Annotated in this window: 17 protein-coding genes, 2 pseudogenes and 2 other annotated features; of the genes and pseudogenes, 1 reads left to right on the top strand and 18 read right to left on the bottom strand. The window is 47.4% G+C overall.

What is annotated here, in order from left to right:
• Positions 1–185 precede the first annotated feature (185 nt).
• The 4 genes and pseudogenes from AYR61_RS10320 to yfmF form a co-directional block, all read right to left on the bottom strand.
• Positions 186–1,133 carry a helix-turn-helix domain-containing protein gene (locus tag AYR61_RS10320; protein ID WP_054711333.1) on the bottom strand — a complete coding sequence of 316 codons (948 nt, stop codon included), beginning with the start codon at positions 1,131–1,133 and terminating at the stop codon, positions 186–188.
• 108 nt (positions 1,134–1,241) lie between these two features.
• Entirely contained in the window at positions 1,242–2,543 is a 1,302-nt protein-coding gene (gene yfmH, locus AYR61_RS10315) for an EF-P 5-aminopentanol modification-associated protein YfmH (RefSeq protein ID WP_054711331.1), read from the bottom strand.
• Complete coding sequence (locus tag AYR61_RS15400; protein WP_191982244.1) at positions 2,540–2,686, bottom strand: hypothetical protein; 147 nt, start codon at positions 2,684–2,686, stop codon at positions 2,540–2,542. Before AYR61_RS15400 ends, yfmH begins: the two co-directional genes overlap by 4 nt.
• A 114-nt stretch (positions 2,687–2,800) precedes the next feature.
• Positions 2,801–3,786, bottom strand: a pseudogene (yfmF, locus tag AYR61_RS10310) (EF-P 5-aminopentanol modification-associated protein YfmF); the annotation flags it as partial.
• Positions 3,787–4,365: 579 nt separating this feature from the next.
• Here yfmF and AYR61_RS10305 point away from each other — a divergent pair.
• Complete coding sequence (locus tag AYR61_RS10305; protein ID WP_065902904.1) at positions 4,366–5,721, top strand: aspartate kinase; 1,356 nt, start codon at positions 4,366–4,368, stop codon at positions 5,719–5,721.
• Positions 5,722–5,994: 273 nt separating this feature from the next.
• Here AYR61_RS10305 and cls read toward each other — a convergent pair.
• The 14 genes and pseudogenes from cls to AYR61_RS10230 all read right to left on the bottom strand — a co-directional run bounded on the left by cls (position 5,995) and on the right by AYR61_RS10230 (position 22,760).
• A pseudogene (gene cls / locus AYR61_RS10300) lies at positions 5,995–7,444 on the bottom strand (cardiolipin synthase).
• 73 nt (positions 7,445–7,517) lie between these two features.
• Entirely contained in the window at positions 7,518–8,357 is an 840-nt protein-coding gene (locus AYR61_RS10295; RefSeq protein ID WP_065902903.1) for an amino acid ABC transporter substrate-binding protein, read from the bottom strand.
• A 19-nt stretch (positions 8,358–8,376) separates the two neighbouring features.
• Positions 8,377–9,015, bottom strand: a complete 639-nt coding sequence (locus AYR61_RS10290; RefSeq protein ID WP_065902901.1) for an amino acid ABC transporter ATP-binding protein — start codon at positions 9,013–9,015, stop codon at positions 8,377–8,379.
• A 15-nt stretch (positions 9,016–9,030) separates the two neighbouring features.
• Positions 9,031–9,675, bottom strand: a complete 645-nt coding sequence (locus tag AYR61_RS10285; RefSeq protein WP_054711319.1) for an amino acid ABC transporter permease — start codon at positions 9,673–9,675, stop codon at positions 9,031–9,033.
• A gap of 59 nt (positions 9,676–9,734) precedes the next feature.
• Positions 9,735–10,071, bottom strand: a binding site (T-box leader).
• Positions 10,072–10,130: 59 nt separating this feature from the next.
• Entirely contained in the window at positions 10,131–10,934 is an 804-nt protein-coding gene (minD, locus tag AYR61_RS10280) for a septum site-determining protein MinD (RefSeq protein WP_065902899.1), read from the bottom strand.
• Positions 10,935–10,939: 5 nt separating this feature from the next.
• Positions 10,940–11,602: a septum site-determining protein MinC gene (locus tag AYR61_RS10275; protein WP_054711317.1), complete on the bottom strand. Its 663-nt coding sequence runs from the start codon at positions 11,600–11,602 to the stop codon at positions 10,940–10,942.
• 16 nt (positions 11,603–11,618) lie between these two features.
• The gene (gene mreD, locus AYR61_RS10270; protein ID WP_065902897.1) at positions 11,619–12,143 is read right to left on the bottom strand and encodes a rod shape-determining protein MreD; all 525 of its coding nucleotides are present in this window, start codon (positions 12,141–12,143) and stop codon (positions 11,619–11,621) included.
• An 11-nt stretch (positions 12,144–12,154) separates the two neighbouring features.
• A complete protein-coding gene (mreC, locus tag AYR61_RS10265) occupies positions 12,155–13,018 on the bottom strand; it encodes a rod shape-determining protein MreC (RefSeq protein WP_065902895.1) in 864 nt (287 codons plus the stop codon).
• 478 nt (positions 13,019–13,496) lie between these two features.
• On the bottom strand, positions 13,497–14,501 hold the full coding sequence (locus tag AYR61_RS10260) for a rod shape-determining protein (RefSeq protein ID WP_054711309.1): 1,005 nt from the start codon (positions 14,499–14,501) through the stop codon (positions 13,497–13,499).
• A gap of 267 nt (positions 14,502–14,768) precedes the next feature.
• Entirely contained in the window at positions 14,769–16,091 is a 1,323-nt protein-coding gene (locus AYR61_RS10255; protein WP_065902894.1) for a bifunctional folylpolyglutamate synthase/dihydrofolate synthase, read from the bottom strand.
• Between the two features lie 151 nt (positions 16,092–16,242).
• Complete coding sequence (locus AYR61_RS10250) at positions 16,243–18,909, bottom strand: valine--tRNA ligase (RefSeq protein ID WP_065902892.1); 2,667 nt, start codon at positions 18,907–18,909, stop codon at positions 16,243–16,245.
• Positions 18,910–18,978: 69 nt separating this feature from the next.
• Positions 18,979–19,191: a binding site (T-box leader), on the bottom strand.
• 67 nt (positions 19,192–19,258) lie between these two features.
• Positions 19,259–19,768: a thiol peroxidase gene (gene tpx, locus AYR61_RS10245; RefSeq protein ID WP_054711305.1), complete on the bottom strand. Its 510-nt coding sequence runs from the start codon at positions 19,766–19,768 to the stop codon at positions 19,259–19,261.
• Between the two features lie 574 nt (positions 19,769–20,342).
• Positions 20,343–21,560, bottom strand: coding sequence for a tRNA uracil 4-sulfurtransferase ThiI (gene thiI / locus AYR61_RS10235; protein ID WP_054712941.1), 1,218 nt, complete (start codon positions 21,558–21,560; stop codon positions 20,343–20,345).
• Positions 21,561–21,584: 24 nt separating this feature from the next.
• Positions 21,585–22,760 (bottom strand): cysteine desulfurase family protein, encoded by a 1,176-nt coding sequence (locus AYR61_RS10230; RefSeq protein WP_065902890.1) that lies wholly within the window; start codon positions 22,758–22,760, stop codon positions 21,585–21,587.
• Positions 22,761–23,051: the final 291 nt, after the last annotated feature.

The following is a 23,051-nucleotide window of genomic DNA, read 5'->3' as shown; positions in this document are numbered from 1 at the left end:
ATGATTTGTTTTGCGACGCATCTAGACGCCGGATTGACACCCTGAAAGCCACTGCTAACACTCGCGGCTCTTAATACTCATTCCAGTTTACACAGTCTGTCGTTTTTACACAAGCACATTTCAGCCCAATCACCGACTGTTATCAAAAAGAGACCACGGAATCAACAATTCCCGGCCTCAATGTGTTACTTAAATTCAACTGTAATGTTTTGGACTTGTGATGATGTTGTCGTAGACGAACTACTGCTCGTTGTCGTACTGCCAGTCGTCGTTGACGAGGTGCTGGCCGCAGATGACGTTGACGTCGTTGAAATCGGCACCTTGTGTCCACCGATTTTCACTGACGTTGATGGCGCGTTTCCTAGATTGATCGTCACAGAAGTTGCGGATGCGCTCACTTTAACGGAATGTGAGGCGTTAGCCGTCAATGTCCCAGAATAAAGTGAACTGCCGCTTGCCGTAATTGAGACCCAGGCGCTTGCTGTGCTAGCCAGCGTAATGGTCTTCGTTGAAGGCGCGTTTTTCATCTCGTAAGTGGTCGTTGAACCAGAAGTAGACAGTTTTTTAAATGATACGCTGTTGGCTTTCTTACTACTTGAAGATGTCTTCTTCGAGCTGGACTTCTTTGATGACGCTGAAGAAGATGACTCACTTGAACTGCCCGAAACGGAAACGGAACTGGAGTCCACGTTTGACGAACTGCTCTGCTGTGACCGTTTAGTGCTGGCTAACCAGATACCGACCATCACGATCACGACAACCACAACAGCAATCACGATTGGTACCTGTCGTTTGACCTTTGCGACCCGGTCGTCTTCTTGACGCTGGGCTGAACGGGTCGAGGGATTCTCTTCGTTCACCCGGTCAACGTATTCCTGCGTTTTCGTACTTGGCAACTGGTCCGCATACTGGTCTAACAGCTCACCGCCATCAAGTCCAACTGTATCCGCATACTGTTTGATAAACGCGCGCACATAAAAGTCCCCTGGCAGATCAGAGAAGTTTTCGTCTTCAATTGCAATCAGATACCGTTTTTGAATCTTGGTCGTCTGTTGCAGATCATCCAGCGTATACCCTTTGGCAATTCTGGCGTCACGTAAGGTTTCACCTATTGATTTGTTATTTTCACTCATAAAAAGATTCTCCACCTAATAAAAATGTTCTTATTTCACATTAAGTATAGCATATGGTTGAGGATGATTTAACGCCGAATTCCGACATTATCTGATTTTAAGGTTTTCTTAACCGGCTTCAGGTGCCACAATGCGTTGCACGCTAATGGCTTCCGGTTTCAGGAACTGGTCGAGGGCCGCGATGACATCATCAAGGGTCAGCTCATCAATGATCGCCGCTTCATCAAACAAATTGCTTGGTGCGTACAATTGATCATCAAACTGGTTCGCAATGGCCTCCAATGAATTAAACGCGGTAATGGTGCTGCCAAATTCCTCACGTTTTGCGAGATCAAATGTCTCTTGAGTACCCTTTAATTTATCCTTAGCCTGTGCCAGAATTGCTAACAACTCAGTCTCAAACGCTGCTGGATCCTCGGTTTCGCCCGCCAAAACAACAAAGTGAGCGCCCCGCTGGACTTCAATATTATACCCAAAACTGTCATCGATCACGCCCTGGTCATACAACCGCAAAAAATCTGGTGCGGTGTCGCCAATCAGTAATTCCATCCCGATCGATAAGGCATCCTCAAACTTAAGCCGGTCACGACCAGTCGGCAGCTCATCCAAGCCGCGAATACCGATCGTCACTTTTGGCCGTTCAACAGGCATCGTCAGCGTTCTGCGCCGGACAATATCACTGCCATCCCGCAGCGGAACCAACGATTGACGCTTAATTGGTTGCGGTTCACCAAAGTCTTTTTGCGCTTGGTTGTCACGCACCCACTGCATCGTTTCTTCAGGCGTCACTTTGCCGACAATGAAGAGACTCATATTACTTGGGTGATAGAACGTTTTATGTGCGAGGTACAAGTCTTCTGGCGTGATTTTATCAATTGAGTCGATCGTTCCCGCAATATCGTTTGCCAACGGTTGATCCGGATACAGATTGGCGATCGTCCCAAAGTACGCCCGTGAATTCGGATCATCCTCATACATTTGAATTTCTTGGCCGATGATGCCCTTTTCCTTATTGACCGTCTTATCAGTAAAGTACGGGTCTTGGACAAAATCAAGCAAGGTTTCCAAATTTTCTTTGAGATTTCGCGTTGTTGAAAACAAATAACTCGTATGTGTAAAACTGGTAAACGCGTTCGAACTCGCACCAAAATGGGCAAACGTATCAAACGCGTCGTGGTCAGCCTTCTCAAACATTTTATGCTCTAGAAAATGAGCGATACCTGCTGGCAGCGAGACCATCTCCGACTGACCATATGGCACAAAGTCGTTGTCGATCGACCCATACTCCGTCGTCATCACGGCATAGGTCCGGTGATAGCCAGCTTTCGGCAGCAAGTAGACCCGCAAACCGTTTGCCAATGTTTCTTGGTACAATGTTTCTCCTAATTGCGGATAATCGATCTGTTTCACCGTGACTCATCTCCTTTTAAGAAGTAGGTCGCCTGCAGGGTCACCTGTTGGGCAATAGCGGCAACCTGCTCTGGTGTGACCGCCTGGATATGGGTCAACCACTCAGAAGCGGGCACCGTGGACCCAACCATTTGATCAAGCACCGACTGATTGACGACTGCACGCGGTGAATCTTGGCGCGACTCGTGGTTGTTGATTAGACTTGCGACAACCTGGTTAAAGACCTCTTCGTCAATTTTACCGTTTGCGATATCTTCAAGTTGTTCAGCAATGATGTCAAGCACTGCCTGCTGGTTGTGCTGATCGATGCCGGCTTGAACACTAAGCGTGCCGGTGAAGCCGTCAAACCGACTCGATGCGTAGTAGGCCAGACTATTTTTTCACGCACGTTTTTAAAGAGCATCGAGATCGGTGTCCCACCGAATAGGCCGTTAAAGACTAAGGCTTCATAAAAATGGGCATCGCGGTAGTACACCGGTAACTGATACGCTAAATTAAGTTTTGATTGTTGCAGTGGCTGGGTTTCTGACCCCGTCACTGCTGTCTGAACTGGTCGATGATAAATAATCGCCTGTTGTTTGGACGTCCGTGGTGCCAACTGCCAGTCAGCAATATCACGCTTAATTTCATCCGCATTCACATCACCAATAATGGTGATTTTTATGTCATCGGTGGCCAACAACTGCTGATAGTAAGCATATAAATCCGCATTACCGAGTTCTTCAATTGTGGGTTCATCGCCATAAAGACTTGTGGCAAGTTCAGGCTGATCCTTAAAGTAGAGGTCAAATAATTCACGCTCTGCATAGTACTGCTTGTCATCATTCAGCGACTTCAAATAGGCAATTAAATTGACCTTCTGCCGGTCAAATGTCGTGGCATCAAACTGCCCATCAGCTGCCAAAGGTCGAAAAATAACCTGTTTCAGAAAGCTAAAGATCGCCTGGGTAAGGTGCTCCCCGTTGGCAAAATGGTCATTGATGATGCTGCTTGAAAAACGTAGGCCATTGATCATCCCGTACCGATACACGTTAACCCCATAACTGGCACCGTATAACGTGGCCAATTTCTTTGCCAGCGCTGTCTGGGTCGGATAATCCGCGCTACTCGTTTCAAGCAGTTGCGCCAGCAAGATCCGCTGAGACAATCCCTGAGTTGAAACGGGTGCCAGAAAATCGATACTGATACTGGTTGTTTTAAATTGCGGGGTCGCAATCACGTTGAGCGTTACCCCGTCAGTCACATGCACTTGCAAGTCGCAAAAGCCTCCTTTAATTACCCATACAATATTAGATGATTGGGGGTGAAAATACAATAGAAGAGAGTGCGGAAGAAGGCGTTTAGAGGGCGGCGCCTAAGGGCAAGTCGGTCGAAAAGGCCGGGCCTGCCTTTTTGACCGACTTGCCCTTAGGCATGAGCCCTCTGCCTTCTGGAGCACGTTTAGACGCCAAATTGGCAAAGCACATGTGTAGACCGCCTCTTTGGCAAAAATACCCTAATCGAGCATTCAAACTCACCAAAAAAGGCTCACTGCTACCCCACTCTTCAAAAATGACCGATCCAATAACGCACACCACGAAACAAAGGACAGCACTAACCAACACCTATGCAACCACAAAAGCAAGCCACCACATGAGAACCCGCCCGCAAAAGCACTCCCCCCAAACGATACCCATCCGCAAACATCAAACTACGCGCCACCTCACCACACATTAAAACAACATAATACCCCCTCATCATTTTCCCAAAAATCTCCAAAACAAGGTTGCACTCCCCTAGCTGAGTTTGCTATCCTGAAAGCAAACTCTTGAGGAGGAACATTATGAAAGTCGTCAAATTTGGGGGCAGTTCCCTCGCGAACGCCGCCCAGGTTCAAAAAGTTGTCAATATTATCAAAGCTGACGATCAGCGACGCTTCGTGGTCGTCTCAGCGCCAGGAAAACGATTCGCTGGTGACATTAAGGTCACTGATCTTTTGATTACATACGCCAACGATGTCATCAAGCAACGCCCGCTGGATGACATTACCACCCAGATCATCAGTCGCTACCAAGAGATCGCTCAAGCATTCCACATTTCGGATGCCGACTTCAACGAAATCAAAGCGGCTATTTTGCAATTACCAGACCATTCCTACCAAGATAACGACTACCTAATGGCCGCCTTTAAGGCCCATGGTGAAAAGTTAAACGCCATTTTGTTTGCCAAGGTCCTAACCAGTGCCGGCTTGAACGCCAAGTACTTAGATCCTAAAGATGTCGGCCTTGTCGTTACTGACCGGCCAAACGACGCAGACATTATTCCTGAAAGTTATGACCGGTTAGGCGAATGGGCTGCCAGCAGTATCATCCGTGTGATTCCCGGATTTTTTGGGTATAATCTACAAGACCAGATCTGCACGTTCTCCCGCGGCGGCTCTGACATTACTGGCGCCATCGTGGCACGTGGGGTGCACGCCGATAGGTACGAAAATTTTACCGACGTTAACGCAATTTACGCGGCTAACCCTAAGGTGGTTGAAAATCCGATTGCGATCCACCACATGACTTTTCGAGAAATGCGGGAACTGGCCTACGCCGGCTTTTCTGTCTTTCACGATGAGGCATTAATTCCTGCCATTCAAGGTGACATTGAAGTGGTCGTAAAGAACACCAATCACCCAAGTGAACGTGGGACATCAATCACGTCCACCAAACGGGTCAACCCAGCTTATCCCGTTTCTGGAATTGCCAGTTCCCCTGATTTTTGCGGCATCTATATTCGAAAATACATGCTGGATAAGAAAAGCTACAGCCAAAAGATCCTGAACATTTTGGCACAGTATGGACTATCGTACGAACACATGCCATCTGGGATCGATGATTTAACTGTCATTATGAAACAAGATCAGCTGACACCCGACCTTGAAGACCTGCTGATTCGTGAACTTGTGATCGCCCTCCATCCCGACGAGATTCACATTACGCACGACTATGCGTTGCTCATGGTCGTTGGCGAAGGGATGCTCAACCGAACCGGGCTGATGTCTAAGGCAACCGATGCCTTGGCACGGCAAAATGTGAAGCTGGTTATGGTTAATCAAGGTGCCTCAGAAATTTCCATGATGTTTGGGATCCAGCAGGATAAAGCGGATGCTTCTGTGCAGGCGTTGTACGATGCGTTTTTCCCGGATTTGTGAGTGTTATAGTAAAAAACATCCTGTTGCAGGTCTGCAACAGGATGTTTTTTTGTGGTCAGGTTGGTTTGCTTTTAAAAAGCCCTTTCTGGATATTCTAGTTGAACCGAATTTGAAAGACTGTGGGCTCTTGAACAAGTCACTGTGGTGAAAACACGGCCAAGCCTTGAATGTTGCTTTGCTTTTTTAGTGCTGCTGGCGACGAGCTGTTTGGCATCGTAGCCGAAACGTTTCGAAAGGCACGGGGCTAACGTGTAACGGACTTTCTCCACACTCTTACAAAATGGGTGAAAACAGCCTCGACAGCGCCTGCTTACACCTCACCCACAGCGACTGCTGGGCGAATTTTCCCAGTGTCATCTCTTCCGCTAACGCAATGTCGTTTTCGAAGATACCCATTAGTTTTGTGGCGAGATGCACATCATACATGAACGCGTTGATTTCAAAATTGAGCTTAAATGAGCGAATGTCCATATTGGCGGACCCAACCGAAGCCACCTCGCCATCTACGACGATCATTTTTGCGTGCATGAACCCGCCGTGATAGCGGTACACTTGACCGCCCGCCTTCAATAACGCCTTTGAGAAGTACTCCGTTGCCCGGTAGACAAACGGATGATCCGGCTGGTCTGGAATCATTAACCGCACGTGAATTCCCGATAAGGCAGCGACCGTCAGCGCTTCTAGGATACTTTCATCTGGTACAAAGTATGGTGACTGGATGGCAATCGACTGCCGGGCGCTATTGATCAGCTTTAAATAGCCCTTCTTGATCTGCTGCACTTCAGAGTCCGGTCCGCTGGAAACGATTTGCATACTAGTTGTGCCGGTCGTATTGAGAACCGGAAAGTACTTTTTATCGTAGGTCACCTTGTGCCGCTTAGCAGTAGCGTTCCAATCCAGAAAGAACCGGCTTTGTAAGGCCAAAACGGCGTGACCCTCGATGCGCAAATGGGTGTCGCGCCAGTACCCGAATTTAGGTTTCCGATTAACGTACTGGTCCCCCACGTTAAAGCCACCGGTGTACCCGATTTTGCCATCGATCACCACAATTTTACGGTGGTCACGAAAGTTAAGCTGAAAATCACTGAGTGCCAGTCGTGAACTTAGAAATGGGTAGACCTGGCCGCCCAACTGCGTGAGGTGCTTGAACATATGCTTTTTACCGCCGTGAGAGCCAAACGTATCATAGATTACCCGCACAGCAACGCCCTCGGCCGCCTTTTCCTCTAATAACCGAACAAATTGGTTGCCGATCTCGTCGTTATAAAACGTAAAATATTCCACGTTAATGTGGTGTCTAGCGTGTCGAATGTCGTCAAATAGTGCGGCAAATTTTTTCTCACCATCCGTAAATACCTGAACAGCGTTATTCGTTGTCAGAACAGCGTGGTCCGTTTCCAAAAACAAATTCACGATTTCTTGAATTTCAGGATTATCGTTATCAGGTACCTGAAGCGCCCCCCTGTTGAATCAACTGTTTTTGCGTATCCACCAACTGATTAAGTCCAAGGCGTTCCTGGGCTTTAATGTCGAAGATGCGTTTTTTTGAAATTTTTCTGCCCGCAAACAGGTAGAGGATAAACCCAAAGACCGGCATCAGGACAAGCACCAGCAACCAGGCCCAGGTCGCAGATATATCGCGTTCCTCGCGGAGAATTGTAAATAATGCAACAATCAAGTTGATGACCACGATCAAAATTAAAATTGTCAAAATAAATGCCATAAAAAAGCCACCCCTAATCTGCGATACGGTTATCTTACCATAATCGCAATTCAGGATGGCTAATTCACTTAAATTACTTATTTTTTAGCAGTGGTGAATCTGCGTTGTCACCGAACCATTTGTGATTAATTTTGTTCAGTGTGCCGTTCTTTGCGAGGATCTTTAACCCCCGATTGATCTTTCGGCGCATGGTCTTATCAGACTTCCGCAGGCCGACCCCAAAATCTTCCTTGGGGAAGTTGCCGCGAACAATGCGGTACGCCTTGGGATCTGACTCGTGATTGACGTAATAACCAGCGTAGGTCGAATCAATGATCAATCCTTGGATCCGGTTGGCTTTTAAGTCAATAAACGCATTGGTAAAGGAATCATACAAGACCGGCTGACCGCTGATCTTATCCTTCAACAATTTGGGAAACTGGTTAATATCATTGGCCCCAGACGACCCCGTTTGGGCACCGACGACTTTCCCCTTCATGTCAGCAAACGACTTAATGTTGTTTTTGCGCATGGTAACGAGTTCTTGATCATTTGACAGGTAAGTATCGCTGAAGGCAACCTTCTTTTCACGCTGTGGTGTCTTAGAATACCCGTTCCAGATCAGGTCGATCGTCCCATTGTTAAGTTCGGTCGCGTTCATGTTCCAGTCAATGGGTTGGAAACTCACGCGAACACCGTACAGTTTAAAGACGGCGCGGGCGAGATCGATATCATATCCGACCAGCTTTCCGCTCTTTTCCCGAAACCCCATTGGAACGAACGTATCATCAAGGCCAACGGTAACGTAGCCGCGTTTTTCAATCCGGTGCCAGTTGTCAACGTGATTGGCACGCTGCCCAATCGTCACCCCGCAGCCGGACAACATAACGGTACAGAGCAGCATGACCATGCCTAACCAAATTTTCTTTTTCATGCAGGTCCTCCCTCTTCCGTTAAGCGTCGATCGGTTCAACACGTAAAATTTGATCGGCAATATTTTGTGCAAATTGCATATCATGCGTGACGACGATCTGGGTCATTTTTTCACTCTTCAGATTTAAAATAATATCCTCAACCGTTTGACGGAGATCAGGATCCAAGGCAGACGTTGGTTCGTCGTAGCAGAGGATCTTCGGGTTCATCGCAAGTGCCCGAACAATGGCGACCCGTTGTTTTTGACCACCAGACAGTTGGAACGGATAGAGTTTTTCCTTACCTGAAAGGGCCAGTTCATCAATGAGTTCTTGGGCACGTTTCGTTGCATCCGCCTTGCTCATCTTCAAGACCAGCTCAGGTGCGAGCGTCACGTTATCTAAAACGGTTAAGTTCGGAAACAACTGAAAATCTTGGAAAACGACACCAATCACCTTATCGTTATCCCGGTTAGCAGCGGGGTTAAATTTTTTCCCATCGAGAATAAAATCACCACCGTCAACAGTTTCTAGACCCGTGATACACCGGAGAAGTGTTGTCTTCCCAGCACCAGAGGGGCCAACGATTGCTAAGATCTGACCATCCGGCACTTGAAAACTCATTTTATTTAAAATTGTTCGGTTATCAAACCGTTTTGTAATATCTTTTAGTTCTAGCATTTGGCTTCCCCCAATCTATTCCCACTTGCTCAGGCGTTGTTCGACCTGACGCAAGGCGTATGTGCAGATCCCCGTGAGGATGAGGTAGATAACAGCAACGGCGACCAGTGGCAGCAACGTGACATCCCGCGCACTGGCAATGTTACCAGCCCGCAACAGGTCACCCAACCCGATAACGTAGACCAATGATGAATCCTTCACCAAGTTGACGACTTCGTTCCCAATCGAAGGGACAACGATCTTGACCACTTGTGGAATCACGATTTTACGTAACGTTTGCCAATTCGTCAGCCGTAAAACACGGGCACTTTCGAACTGACCGTTTGGAATGGCTTGAAAACCGCCCCGGAAGATCTCGGTGAAGTAGGCCGTGTAGTTCAATACGAAAGCGAAGATGGCCGCATCGTAACGTTGGAAAATCACACCGATAATGGGTAACCCATAAAAAACGAAAATTAATTGCAGTAACAGTGGTGTGCCCCGCATGAGCCAAACATAAAATTTCAGGATCCAGCGTAGCGGACTAAACTTTGATAACAGTCCGAGACTGACCAAAACCCCAAGTGGAATGGATAGAATCAGCGTCCAAAGGAAGATGCGAATCGTCATCCAAGCGCCGCTTAACAGTGACGGTAAGATTTCAGCAAAGTAGTGTAACATAGATGTTGCCCCCTTCAAAATAATCGATCAATAAAAAAGTCCTCTTGAGCCATTAAGCTCAAGAGGACGAATGCTATCGCGGTGCCACCTCAGTTCGTCTGCCGTTCACACGACAGACCTCACGAAGTTTATGAAATAAAAAAACGCCCACTTGGAAAAATCCAAGAGGGCGATTAAATTCGCTGTGCCACCTCATCTTCGTTCACTGTTCACACAATGAACCTCAATAAGTTTATTTCATAAACTTCAGCGATAACGAGCTTACCGGTGTCCCCTTACTATTAGTTCAGGGGGCCAACTCACAGATGTGATTCGATACGATCAACTCTCCCATTCCCATCACCAAGGAGTCTCTTTTAGTCAACGCGCATCTACTAGTCTGCTCAACGTACATATCTATTAAATTAAGTCTCATTATAACGGATTAGCTGGCAGAGTCAAGACCAAACCTCAAATTAACCGCGTTTGAACCAGTGACCCACCCGTGCCCAAAAGCTTGGTTTGGATTCCTGAATCTTCATTAACGGCACTGTTTCGCCCTCAATTCGCCGGGCAATATCACGATAGCCGTGACCAGCAGCGTTGTCAGTTTCAAGGACAACGGGCTCGCCGCGGTTAGACGTGGCGATCACTTCATCGTCATCCACGATAATACCCAATAACGGCACACCGAGGTGATGCGTGATCTCGTCAATATCCATCACGTCACCCTCAGCCATCATATGACCCCGGATCCGGTTGATCAGCAAATGAGATTCTTCCTTTAACGGATTTTTCTCCAATAGCCCAACGACGCGGTCGGCATCCCGGACAGCAGAAATTTCGGGGGTCGTCACAATAATGGCAGTATCGGCGCCTGCAACGGCGTTTAAAAATCCCTGTTCGATTCCTGCTGGACAGTCAAGCAGCACGTAGTCAAAATCAGTCTTGAGTTCATCAACGATCTCCTTGGCCTGTTCTTCATTCAACGCGTTTTTATCCGCATTTTGTGCCGCTGGTAAGAGGTACAAGAGGTCGTCAAACCGCTTGTCCTTCATCAAGGCCTGAGCCAATTTGGCACGGCCTTCCACAACGTCCACGATATCGTAAATAATTCGATTATCAAGGCCTAAGACCACGTCCAAGTTCCGCAGTCCAATATCTAAGTCTACTAGGCAGACCCGTTTTCCCATCAGCGCAAGCGCAGTCCCGATGTTGGCACTGGATGTCGTTTTCCCAACGCCACCCTTACCAGACGTGATCACGATTGATTTACCCATCTTCACTAGCCTCCAATTTGATGATACAGTTTCGGATTAATTGTTTTTAGGTCACTTAGTTGACCGTACTCAAGCACGTGCAGGTCGTTCACGTAGGCAACCGTTTGGAAATCAGTTTCAGGTTGATCGGCCTCAACGATGCTGATCTGTTCGCCGATCCGCACCTGCTGAGCCTGGGCGAGATTGCCCATGACCACCTTATCTTCGTTACTCGGAAAACCAGCCTGAGCAATGCCCAGAATCGTTCCCATAATAAATAAATTACCACTGGTCAATAGTCGGCCGCCTTCGTTGATCACGCCTAAAAATAGCACGTCACCCTTCATGGTCAGTGTTTGGCCATTACGAATTGTTTGTGTCACTAGGTGGACATTGTCTTGTTCCTTTAACCTAGTTGCATCCGCAATCGTTATCACGTCCGCAATGATCTTGTGGATCGTAAAGTGCTCGTAACTGCTAACAATTTTTGATAACGCCTGATTTTCATCCTGAGTCATCAACCGATTGGCGGTAAGCACGTCAAAACTGATGGTCGACGTGGTCGTTGCGTCCGCTGCCAATTTATCCAACAACGTCCGCAACTCTAATTTAATATCCTCGAAGCCTGCCGACTGGTCTAGTACCAGCTGGTAGCCATCCTGATTCCCTCTTAAAACGACTGACTGCATCTCTAACAACCTCACTTCAGCTCTTCAAGTAGTTATACAACCGTTGAATTGGAAAGTACAAAATGACATAGGCGGCTAAATTATAGGCTAGTGTTGGCGCCAGTGAGTACACAAACAAATCGGTAAGGGATGCCGACGTGGTGTGGACAAACAAATTTCCAAAGTAACTCAGAATGCTGACAACGGTGATATCAATAAAGTACACCAGAAGCCCACTCAAGAAGTTCACTGGAAAGGCGCGGTAGCACGCTCTTGTCAAAATGACAACGATGGGAAACACAAACACAAAAATCCCAAAGATTCCTGTGTAATAAAGGTCAAAAAGGCCGCCTGCAACGGCTGCCCAGACCCCAAGCGGAATCTGAATCGGATCTTCAAAGAAGACAGCAAACACCAACCAGAGCACGACTAGATAGCTGCTCATGGCATAGGGATAGTGGAAAAGTTCTTTTGGAAAGGCTTCTCCTAAAATACCATCTAGAAAGAAGAATAAGAATAATCCAATTGGAAAACCATAACGTAATCTTGTCACTCGTAACATGGTCTTCCCCCTTAGTTAGTTGACTGGGCTTGACGAATGGCCACGCTCACAACGCTCAGATCAGAGATGTCAGCTGCTGGCTTGATCGTGATCTTTGAAGCCAACCCGTAGTCGGAAGTCCCAGTGGTCGTGACGGTACCAACGTACAGCCCAGCTGGCATGACACCACCAAGACCACTTGTCACAACCTTGTCACCCCTTTGAATTTTCTTTTTTGACGTCACATTTCCCATTTCAATTCGGTTACTGCCACTATTATACCCCGTAATGACCCCGTTAATCACTTGGCCACTCTTGTTGGTAATTGAAACGGCAAACTTGTTGGCTGATTCACTACTGTTAGACAGCAGCTCAACCTTACTGTTAGTGCGATTGACCTCAGATACACGGCCAACCATCCCGGAACCGGATAGAACGGGCATGTTCTTTTTGATGCCAGCGGCACTCCCTTTGTCGATAATGACCTGATCCTGCAATGAGGATGGGGTCCGAGCAATAACGGAGGCGTTGACAGATTCGTAGTCGGTCAGTGAGTGCGTCAGTTTTAATTCTTTTTTGAGTTTTTTGTTTTCTTGGCTAACGGCCTGATCGTGCACCTGCGTTTGTGCCAATTTTTGAACTTGGCCCTTTAACCGGGTATTTTCCTGGTAGGTGTTCAGTAAATCAGAAACGCCGGTGATCGACCCTTTAAGACCATTAACTGGCCAAGCAACGACCCGGTTAACAAGCCCAACAACGTCATTGCCAAATTGTTGCACAAGCGGCGGCGTTGAGCGCTTATCACGAATCATAACAGAAACACTCATTAAACCAAAACTGACAATTAGACAAACAATAACGATCACTAATCGCCGGTTTGAAAAGAATTTGTTCATGATTATCCTCCATGGTAATAGAGTGCGGAAGAGAGCGGTTAGGAGGCGGAGTATAAGGGGCTTTGGAAATAAAATCCCGCTTTTGGATTTTGTTTCCGAAGCCCCTTATACAGGAGCCTCCTGCTCTCTGGAGCACGTTTCGGCTACGTATGCTAGTAAGACAATAGCCAATTTGCACACTTGACATAGCGCACATAAGTACGACGCAGAATAGTCGAAGCCCCTTATACAGGAGCCCCTTGTCTTCTGGAGCACGTTTCGGCTACATATATTCAAGAGACAGTAGCCAATTGCACCTTTGACATAAAACGCGCAAAGGCACTTCGCAATTTATAGTAGCCAAAATAAAAACAATGAAACAGCCAAAACACAACCATTTCATACTAATTTGAATAGCATCCAACCGGATGACCAATTCGACACCATTCAAACTAAGAAGGCTGCGCAAAAGTCTTCATCTTTGCCCAGCCTCCAAGTGTTATTTCTTTTTCATAACGTCAATGCTCTTAAGGGATTCACCCGTACCAATTGCCACACAATCCAGTGGATCATTTGCAATAAATACTGGGACCTTAGTCGCATCTGCAATGACATCTGGCAGGTTACGCAACAGCGCACCGCCACCAGTGAGGACGATCCCATGGTCGATCACATCAGCCGCAATTTCAGGTGATGTCTCTTCCAAGGTCTCTTTGATTGCTGTAATAATTTCAGCAACCACTTCATGAATGGCCTCAGCAATGTCAGCTGCGGAAACTTCAATTGTCTTTGGTAAGCCAGTAATCAGATCACGGCCACGAATTGAGGCACCGTCATCATCCTTTACGGCTTCTTGTGAGGCAGAACCAATGTCCCACTTCAACTGTTCAGCAGTGCGTTCACCAATCAACAGGTTAAAGTGTTGACGGACGTATGCCACAATGGCTTCATCCAGTTTGTCGCCGGCCATCCGAATTGAACGGCTGGAAACGATGCCGCCTAAGGAGATCGTGGCAACATCGGTTGTCCCACCACCAATATCAACGACCATACTACCGGTTGGATCCATCACTGGCAAACCGGCACCAATGGCTGCTGCAAATGGTTCTTCGATGACGTACGCATCACGTGCGCCAGCAACTCGAGTAGCGTCGATCACAGCCCGTTTTTCAACTTCTGTGACACCACTTGGTACACAAACCATCACGTATGGTTTGCCGTTTGAGCTGCCTAACGTCTTTTCAATGAAGTATTTCATCATGGCAACAGTTGTATCATAATCGGCAATAACGCCGTCTTTCATGGGGCGAATGGCAACGATGCTGGCGGGTGTCCGCCCAATCATTGCTCGCGCGTCTTCACCGACGGAGACAATTTCACCTGTTTTGGTGTTTCTCGCAACTACTGATGGCTCACGTAAAACGATACCCTTACCGTCAACGTAAACAATCGTATTTGCAGTCCCAAGGTCGATGCCAATATTTTTCGTTCCTAATCCGAACACTATGTTTCATCCCTTCACTTGGCTACAGTCATACGATTGACATGTATTTTAAATTTTGCTAGGTGTATTATACCATACCTATTTTGTTTAATAACTACTTGTCATTGAAAGCATACCTAATAATAGGCGTCTTCGGCAAGTTTTTCTGTCAAATTTAACGGATTTTAATAATTAGAACATCGCATCTGTCAAATTCGGCGTTCGTATTCCATCAATCAGCCGGATGGCCGTTGGCTAATCTCGTTATTTGACGACCATCATCTTTTTTTAGGCCTCGTCATCATTATCCAAAAAGAAATGCCGAACGTCAGAAATAAAGTACAACGATCCCGTGATCAACAACAGATCATCGCTGGACATGGTCTTCAACGCTGTGCCGATTGCCAGCTGCCAGTTATCAACAACGTCAATGTGCGCGTCATTTTCATGCTTGGTCTTCAGGGTTTCTGGATCGACAGCGTGCCGGGTTCCCGGGCCTTGGAAAGTCGTTAGAATAATGTGGTGATGCGGCACCGTTTGAAACAGTGACAGCATTTTTTCGTACTGTTTATCCGCTAAAACAGCCAGGACAATATAGCACTCGCGGTCACTAAATTTTTGTTTCAGCAACTGCGTCACTTCGGTCACCGCTGGTTCGTTGTGCGCACCATCAAGAACGATCAGCGGATCCTGATTCACGGGTTCAAACCGGCCAGCCCACACCGTTTTAGCAAGTGCGGTCAAGGTATCATGCCGATCCCATGGCTGATGGTGCGCCGCCTGATACAGCATAAAGGCTGCTAACGCACAGCTAGCGTTGGCAATTTGATACTGACCCAGCAGTTGAATCTTAACGGCATCAAACGTGAACCCATCAAACCGAAACTTGAATTTTTCTTCCCATGCATTGTCCGGTAACGGCTGGACCATAATTTCGTGATCCATCCGGTATATCGGGCTCTTTTCGGCAATGGCCTTCTGCTCGATCACAGACAGGGCTTCTTCAGGCAGCTGGCCAACCACCACTGGTTTGCCGCGTTTAATGATGCCCGCCTTTTGCCCGGCAATTTCCGGCAACGTATTGCCCAGAAGTTTCATGTGGTCGTAACCAATCGTTGTAATGACAGAGACTTCTGGCGTCAACACATTCGTTGAATCCAAGATCCCACCAATACCCACTTCAACCACGGCCACATCGACCCGGTCTTTAAAGTACGTGAACATCATTGCGGTAATGATTTCAAACTCCGTGGGACCGCCCTCTTCAAGCGTCGCATCCAGTTCATCCACCGTGGGTTTGATCTGGTTCACAAGTGCGACCAGGTCCTGATCAGGAATGGGCATGCCATCAACACTGATACGCTCGTTAAACCGCATCAAAAACGGTGAGGTAAACGTGCCGACCGTTTTTCCTGTCGCCATCAGCAAGTCCCTTAAAAAGGCGACTGTGGACCCCTTCCCGTTCGTCCCGGCAACGTGGATAACAGAAAGTTGCCGTTCCGGGTTGCCTAATTTGGCCATAAACAGCCGCATCCGGTCAAGATGGTCACTTTTTTTAAATTGCGTTCGGCCATGAATGAACGCCAACGCATCTTCGTAATTGCTAATCATGTCACAATCCCCAGCCTTATTTTTGAATAGTGCGACTGCCAGTTTACACCAACCTGTCGCCTCGCAAAAAGGCCGGGATTCACATCCCAGCCTTTCATTTAAGTCTTATTATAGCATGAACATCCACGACAATCGAGAATGTCTCAGCGATTTATTGTTGGGCTTTAATGGCCGCTAACCGGTCCTGAGTTGCCTGCAACTTAGACTCATTTTCAGTTTGTTTTTGCCGTTCAGCATCAACAACATCATCCGGTGCATTAGCAACAAACCGTTCGTTGGCGAGCTTCTTCTTTGCACGGTCAACTTCTGATTCAAACTTCTTAACTTCCTTCTCAAGTCGGGCAGCTTCTTCGTTTAAATCAACCAGTTCAGCTAATGGCACGTATACTTCAGCATCCGTAATGATCGCACTCATGGCTAAGGTTGGCGCGGTAACGTCAGCCCCAATCGTCAATTCCTTTGGGTGCACAAACCGGTCAATGTAGTCCCGGTTGTTCTCAAAGACAGTCTCCAAATCGGTGTTAGCCGTCTTGATCAGCACGTCAATCGTCGATGACATTGGTGCGTTAGCCTCTGCTCGAATATTCCGAACAGCCTTGATCAGTTCGATCAAGTTGGCCATTTGCCCTTCAGCCTTATCGTTGTCGAATTCTGGGTGGTCGACTGGGTACTTGGCAACAACCAGTGACTTGCCTTCATGCGGCATGGTCAACCAGATCTTTTCAGTCACGAATGGCATGATTGGGTGCAGCAACCGTAAGAATTGATCCAGAACGTAGGCCAAAACGTTGCGCGTGTTCGCCTTGGCTTTTTCATCGTCACCGTTTAAGATTTCCTTGGACATTTCGATGTACCAGTCACAAAAATCATTCCAGATAAAGTCATACAGTGCTCGGCCAGCTTCACCGAAATTGAATTTCTCAAACTGATCCGTGACTTGTTTAACGGTTGCGTTCAATCGGCTTAGGATCCACTTGTCAGCTAAGTCCCATTCGGAAGCAGCTGGTAATTCAGGCTTCGTCATGTCACCCAGATTCATGATCACATAACGACTGGCGTTCCAAATTTTGTTGATGAAGTTCCAAGCGGAATCCATCTTCTTGTAAGAGAACCGAATATCCTGGCCAGGTGTTGACCCGTTTGACAGGAACCACCGCAGTGCGTCGGCCCCATACTTGTCGATCACGTCCATTGGATCGATCCCGTTACCAAGTGATTTACTCATCTTGCGACCAGTCTCATCACGAATCAGCCCGTGAAGCAGCACGTTCTTAAATGGCCGCCGACCGGTAAATTCAAGTGACTGGAAGATCATCCGAGAGACCCAGAAGAAGATAATGTCATAGCCCGTAACCAGGGTGTCCGTTGGGAAGTACCGCTTGAAATCAGGGGCGTCTTCGTTTGGCCAACCCATCGTTGAAAATGGCCACAGCGCACTTGAGAACCAGGTATCCAGCACGTCTGAATCCTGTTCCCAGTTTTCAATATCTGTCGGTGGTTCTTCGTTGACGTAGGTCTCACCAGTCTTCTTGTTATACCACGCTGGAATTTGGTGACCCCACCAAAGTTGTCGTGAAATGACCCAGTCATGCACGTTTTCCATCCACTGTGAGAAGGTCTTCGCAAACCGGTCTGGGACGAAGGAGACCTTATCGTCCGTTTCCTGATTCTTCAAAGCTTGTTCGGCCAGCGGCTTCATCTTAACGAACCACTGCGTCGATAACCGCGCTTCAACTTGGACCCCAGTCCGTTCTGAATGACCAACTGAGTGGACGATCGGTTCGATTGAGATCATCAAGCCTTGATCTTGGAGATCTTGAACCATCGCTTTACGAGCGTCAAAACGATCCATGCCTTCATACTTACCAGCCTTTTCATTCATGGAGGCATCTTCATTCATCGTGTTGATACGTTCCAGATTGTGCCGGTTCCCAACTAAGAAGTCATTCGGGTCATGCGCTGGTGTGATCTTAACAGCCCCAGTTCCAAAGGCAGGGTCTGCGTGTTGGTCACCAATGATTGGAATTTCACGGTCAGCCAGTGGCAAAATAACGTTTTTACCGATGACATCCTTATACCGTTCATCCTTTGGGTTAACGGCAACGGCAGTATCGCCCATCATCGTTTCAGGACGGGTGGTGGCAATTTCAATATAGTCCTTGCCATCAAGGGTCGTCTTACCATCCGCAAACTTATACTTCACGTGATAGAAGGCACCCTTATCATCCTGGTGAATCACTTCAATGTCAGACAAGGCAGTCCGCGCTTGCGGATCCCAGTTGATAATGTATTCGCCACGGTAGATCAGACCCTTGTTGTACAATTGAACGAAGACCTTCTTGACAGCGTCTGACAACCCGTCATCAAGGGTAAATCGTTCACGAGAATAATCCAGTGAAAGCCCCAGCTTATACCATTGCTTCTTAATGGTATCCGCATATTCGTCCTTCCATTCCCAGACCTTTTCCACGAACTTCTCACGACCAAGATCGTAACGACTGATGCCCTGTTCACGTAACCGGGCTTCAACCTTGGCCTGCGTTGCGATTCCCGCATGGTCCATCCCAGGCAGCCACAGGGTGTCAAACCCCTGCATCCGTTTTTGCCGGATCAGCATATCTTGTAAGGTCGTGTCCCAAGCGTGGCCTAAATGCAACTTACCAGTGACATTCGGCGGTGGAATAACGATTGAATACGGGTGGGCCTTCTTATCCCCACTTGGTTTGAAAAGTCCTTCGTCCAGCCATTCATTGTACCGGCCCGCTTCAACGGCTTGCGGATCGTACTTTGGCGGCATTTGTGTGTTGTCGTCTGCCATAAACTCTGCTTCCCTTCTGATTCCCTTATTTTTGACTGTTATGTAAGAAAAAAACACTTCATCCTATCAACATAGGACGAAGTGTTTTTCGCGGTACCACCTAAATTGGGTTTTTAACCCCTCTTAATAACAATCTAACGGCTGTTGTTCCGGCCAGACCTACTGTGCGTTCAGTCTGACAGCTCACAAGTTACCTTCAGTACTCCGGTTTGAAAAACGTTTCAGCGGTCGTTTTCTCTCTGCACAAACCGTAAGACTTACTCTCTTGCTCATTGCTTATACACGTTATCATAGCCAATTTTAAGCGACTCGTCAACAGCCAATTGTGGGGTTAACGTTATCTCATTGACTAATCTTCCACGCGCGTGGTCAGTTTTTCTAAGGCTTCCAACGCAGCCACATAGTTTGGTTCGTCCGTGATTTCAGGAACAATTTCCTCATAGGTGATCTTCCCCTCAGCATCAGTGATGATAATGCTTCGAGCAAGGTTCCCTAATGTTGGCAGGTACAGATCCGTTGCATAGCCAAATGAAAGCTCCTCATCAGAAAGGACCTGCAACCGTTCTACGCCCTCAGCTGCACACCAACTCTTTTGCTCTTGAATGGTGTTGTTAGAAACAGCAATGAACGTTGCATCCGGATAGTGATCTGCTTGCTGATTGAACTTACGCGTCTGAATGCTGCAGACCCGTGTGTTAATGTCTGGCATGATGGAAATCAATAACGGCTTGCCAAGTAGCTGTGCCATCTTGACCTTATTGTTATCCTGATCAAACAACTTAAACTTTGGCAACTGGTCGCCAACCTGCGGCGGATTGCCTTCTAATTCAACAGTTTCCCCACGAAACGTAACCTTCACGTCGAACACATCCTTTACTGAACCAATTTCTTCTTAATTTACCGCGAGTCTTTAAAAAATGCAAGGCGTCTGTACTGAAATCCATGGGTAAAAATGGTGTTTGTTGAATGACTTGGTGATAGGGCTGCTTTGGACGCACCGGATTGCACAAAAACGGACGTGCTGACGAGATTCCTGATTGGGATCTTATAAGCGCGTCCGTTTTGATTTTTTCATGTGGATTCTTTATTTGGGTGTTGCGGTTGCTTGCTTGACAGCTGTGCCGAAACGCGTTTCGGAAAACAGAAAGCTGCATGTAAGCCAACTCTGACGTAAATGCCAAGTTCGGGCATTTTTCGTGGTTCTCTGTCCTCGAGCCGAAATGCGTTTCGGAAAACAGAAAGCTGCATGTAAGCCAACTCTGACGTAAATGCCAGTTCGGGCATTTTTCGTGGTTCTCTGTCCTCGAGCCGAAACGCGTTTCGGAAAACAGAAAGCTGCATGTAAGCCGACTCTGACGTAAATGCCAAGTTCGGGCATTTACGTCAGAGTTGGTTTACACTCCGCTTCCTACCGTTTTCCTCCACGCTCTGCTCTACAACAATTCCGCAAACACATCTTCCTGTTGATTCATAAAGTTCTCACCAGGGCGGATGTTGCATACTTGGATGCCGTCAATAGCTTCCTTCATCAATGCATCAACGTCGACCAGCTTTTCAAAGTTACGGGTCTTTTCCAAATCAGGCCGCGTCTTTGGTGCTGGTGGTGTGAAGATCGTACAACAGTCCTCAAATGGTAGGATCGAAAGGTCATAGGTATCTATCTGTTCAGCAATCTTGATGATCTCGGTCTTATCCATTGATACCAATGGGCGCAACACTGGCATGTTCGTCACATCATTGATGGCCAGCATACTTTCCAGCGTTTGCGAGGCAACCTGTCCCAATGATTCGCCAGTAAAGACTCCTTTAGCACCACGCAACTGCGCAATCGCTGCGGTGATCCGCAGCATCATCCGCCGTTGAATGGTCATCAAGTAGCCTTCGGGAACCTTTTCTTTGATCTCTTCTTGAGCTTTGGTAAACGGCACTTGAACAAACTGAATACTGCCGGCATAACCCGCAATCTTCGACGTCAGTTCCTTAGCCTTAGCCAACGCCTGTTCACTCGTATATGGCGGACTAAAGAAGTGCACCATATCCAATTTAACGCCCCGTTTCATGCCTAAGTATGAAGCAACCGGGGAATCGATACCACCGGACAGCATCATCACAGCATGGCCGCCAGTACCGACGGGAAGACCACCAGCGCCCTTGATTGTTTCACTGGTCAGGAAGATGCCGTTTAACCGGACTTCAACCTTGATCATAATGTCAGGTTGTCTCATTTGGACTTCGATACCGGGCACATTGCGTAAAATGTGACCACCCAGCTTATCATTGATCTGATTGGTGTCAAATTCAAAGTTGTGGTCTTGGCGTTTTGTATTGATCTTAAACGTCATCCCTGGCTTGTACTGCGCCTTGACCATTTCAAGCGCTGTATCTTTGACCTGTTCGAAGTCCTTTTCAAGTTTGATCATTGGTGAAAAGTTCTCGATGCCAAAAACACCCTTTAGCCGGTCCATGACGGGTTGTGCTGGCGTGCCATTTAGTGCCACGTGTAACCGATCATACTGGGCGCGAATCTCCAGACCAGGAAAGTCATGCAGACTATGCCGAACGTTTTTGCCCAATTGTTTGATAAAATCTTTTCGGTTTTTACCCTTTGTGGACAGCTCACCATAGCGGACCATGATTTCTGTATATTCCATAGATACCCTCCTTTGTTTTAGAAATTAAGCCTTTGCTGGTTCGTCAGCAGTAGTTGAACTCAATTTTTCGAATTGTTTGTAAAGTTGATCAAAAACGGTGTTGAACTCATCAGCCTCTGCCAGTGTGTTGTGCTCGTCTAACGAGATTCGAATGGCGCTCGTAGAAACGTCTTCTGGAATCCGCATTGCGGTCAGCGTGCTTGAAGCCAAGTGCTTCTTTGATGAGCAGGCACTGGTGGTTGAAATGTAGATTTGATGCTCTTCAAATGCGTGCACAATGGTTTCACCACGTACGCCGCGAATAGCAAAGCACAGGATATGTGGCGCAAACCCATCATTGTCTTCAGAGAACGTTGTCACCAGTGGAAAATCCTTCACGTGGTTGTAAATCCGTTCCTTGATCTGTCGCTGCATGTCGACCTTAGCCGGCTCGTTATCAAGTAACAAACGCAACGCCTTGGCCATGGCAGCAATGGCCGGCAAGTTTTCAGTGCCGCTTCGCAGGTTACGTTCCTGCCCACCACCGGTCAACAGTGGTGCAATCTTCCGGCCCCGGCGCGCATAGATAAACCCGATTCCGCGGGGCGCGTGGAATTTATGACCAGAGAACGTCACGTAGTCCACCCGGTCATTCATGATCATGTCTTGAATGCCCTTACCAATGCCTTGAACAGCATCAATATGAAAATGAATTTTCGGGTAGTCTTTCAGCACATCAGCGACCTCAGTTAGGGGTTGAATGGTGCCAATTTCATTGTTAACGGCCATAACGGATACCAAAATCGTCGTTGGCCGAATAGCAGCTTTCAGATCATCAATTGAGATCCGACCATGCTCGTCAACCGGCAGATAGGTCACTTCATACCCCAATTGTTTCAGCTGCTCCATTGAGTTATGGATGGCTGGATGTTCAACTGCGGTGGTGACCAAGTGATTACCAAAGGCCCGCTTTTCAATGGCGGTACCCTTTACGACCCAGTTGTCGCCTTCTGTCCCGCCACTAGTAAACAGAATCTCAGATTGAGAAGCCCCTAGCAGATCAGCAATCTGCTTGCGAGACTGTTCCAATAGGTTAAAGGCTTGTTCACCAAACTGGTGCAGACTGGATGGGTTCCCCCAGATCTGATGGCTGACCTTATCATAGGTGGCCACAACGTCCGGTGCTGATTGCGTGGTAGCACTGTTATCAAAATAAATCATAAATTTCTAAGCCTCTTTATTTTTAGATTGGTTCGACTTCAATCAAAAAGTGCTTTTATTATAACGAGAAATGGGTGGGGATACAAGCAGAGTGTGGAAGAAGGCGGTTAGAGGGCTCCTGGAACACGTTTCGGCAATCTAAATACAAAGTACCAATGATTAAACATTAATTTCGTTAGGATACAAGCAGAGTGTGGAGAAAGGCGGTTAAGGGGCAGTGTGTGACGGACTCTGACGGAAAAGTCTGGGCCTGACTTTTCCGTCAGAGTCCGTTACACGTTAGCCCCTTGC

It is taken from the genome of Secundilactobacillus paracollinoides (genome assembly GCF_001702155.1).
GTDB lineage: Bacteria > Bacillota > Bacilli > Lactobacillales > Lactobacillaceae > Secundilactobacillus > Secundilactobacillus paracollinoides.
This window is presented reverse-complemented; position numbering and strand designations above follow the sequence as displayed.

What these genes read in the sequence shown, in the direction of transcription:
- AYR61_RS10255 (WP_065902894.1), bottom strand. Translation starts at nt 16,091, where the DNA reads ATGATTAGCAATTACGAAGATGCGTTGGCGTTCATTCATGGCCGAACG.
- AYR61_RS10285 (WP_054711319.1), bottom strand. Translation starts at nt 9,675, where the DNA reads ATGTTACACTACTTTGCTGAAATCTTACCGTCACTGTTAAGCGGCGCT.
- AYR61_RS10230 (WP_065902890.1), bottom strand. Translation starts at nt 22,760, where the DNA reads ATGATTTATTTTGATAACAGTGCTACCACGCAATCAGCACCGGACGTT.
- AYR61_RS10250 (WP_065902892.1), bottom strand. Translation starts at nt 18,909, where the DNA reads ATGGCAGACGACAACACACAAATGCCGCCAAAGTACGATCCGCAAGCC.
- AYR61_RS10320 (WP_054711333.1), bottom strand. Translation starts at nt 1,133, where the DNA reads ATGAGTGAAAATAACAAATCAATAGGTGAAACCTTACGTGACGCCAGA.
- AYR61_RS10305 (WP_065902904.1), top strand. Translation starts at nt 4,366, where the DNA reads ATGAAAGTCGTCAAATTTGGGGGCAGTTCCCTCGCGAACGCCGCCCAG.
- AYR61_RS10290 (WP_065902901.1), bottom strand. Translation starts at nt 9,015, where the DNA reads ATGCTAGAACTAAAAGATATTACAAAACGGTTTGATAACCGAACAATT.
- minD (WP_065902899.1), bottom strand. Translation starts at nt 10,934, where the DNA reads ATGGGTAAATCAATCGTGATCACGTCTGGTAAGGGTGGCGTTGGGAAA.
- mreD (WP_065902897.1), bottom strand. Translation starts at nt 12,143, where the DNA reads ATGTTACGAGTGACAAGATTACGTTATGGTTTTCCAATTGGATTATTC.
- mreC (WP_065902895.1), bottom strand. Translation starts at nt 13,018, where the DNA reads ATGAACAAATTCTTTTCAAACCGGCGATTAGTGATCGTTATTGTTTGT.
- AYR61_RS10295 (WP_065902903.1), bottom strand. Translation starts at nt 8,357, where the DNA reads ATGAAAAAGAAAATTTGGTTAGGCATGGTCATGCTGCTCTGTACCGTT.
- thiI (WP_054712941.1), bottom strand. Translation starts at nt 21,560, where the DNA reads ATGGAATATACAGAAATCATGGTCCGCTATGGTGAGCTGTCCACAAAG.
- AYR61_RS10275 (WP_054711317.1), bottom strand. Translation starts at nt 11,602, where the DNA reads ATGCAGTCAGTCGTTTTAAGAGGGAATCAGGATGGCTACCAGCTGGTA.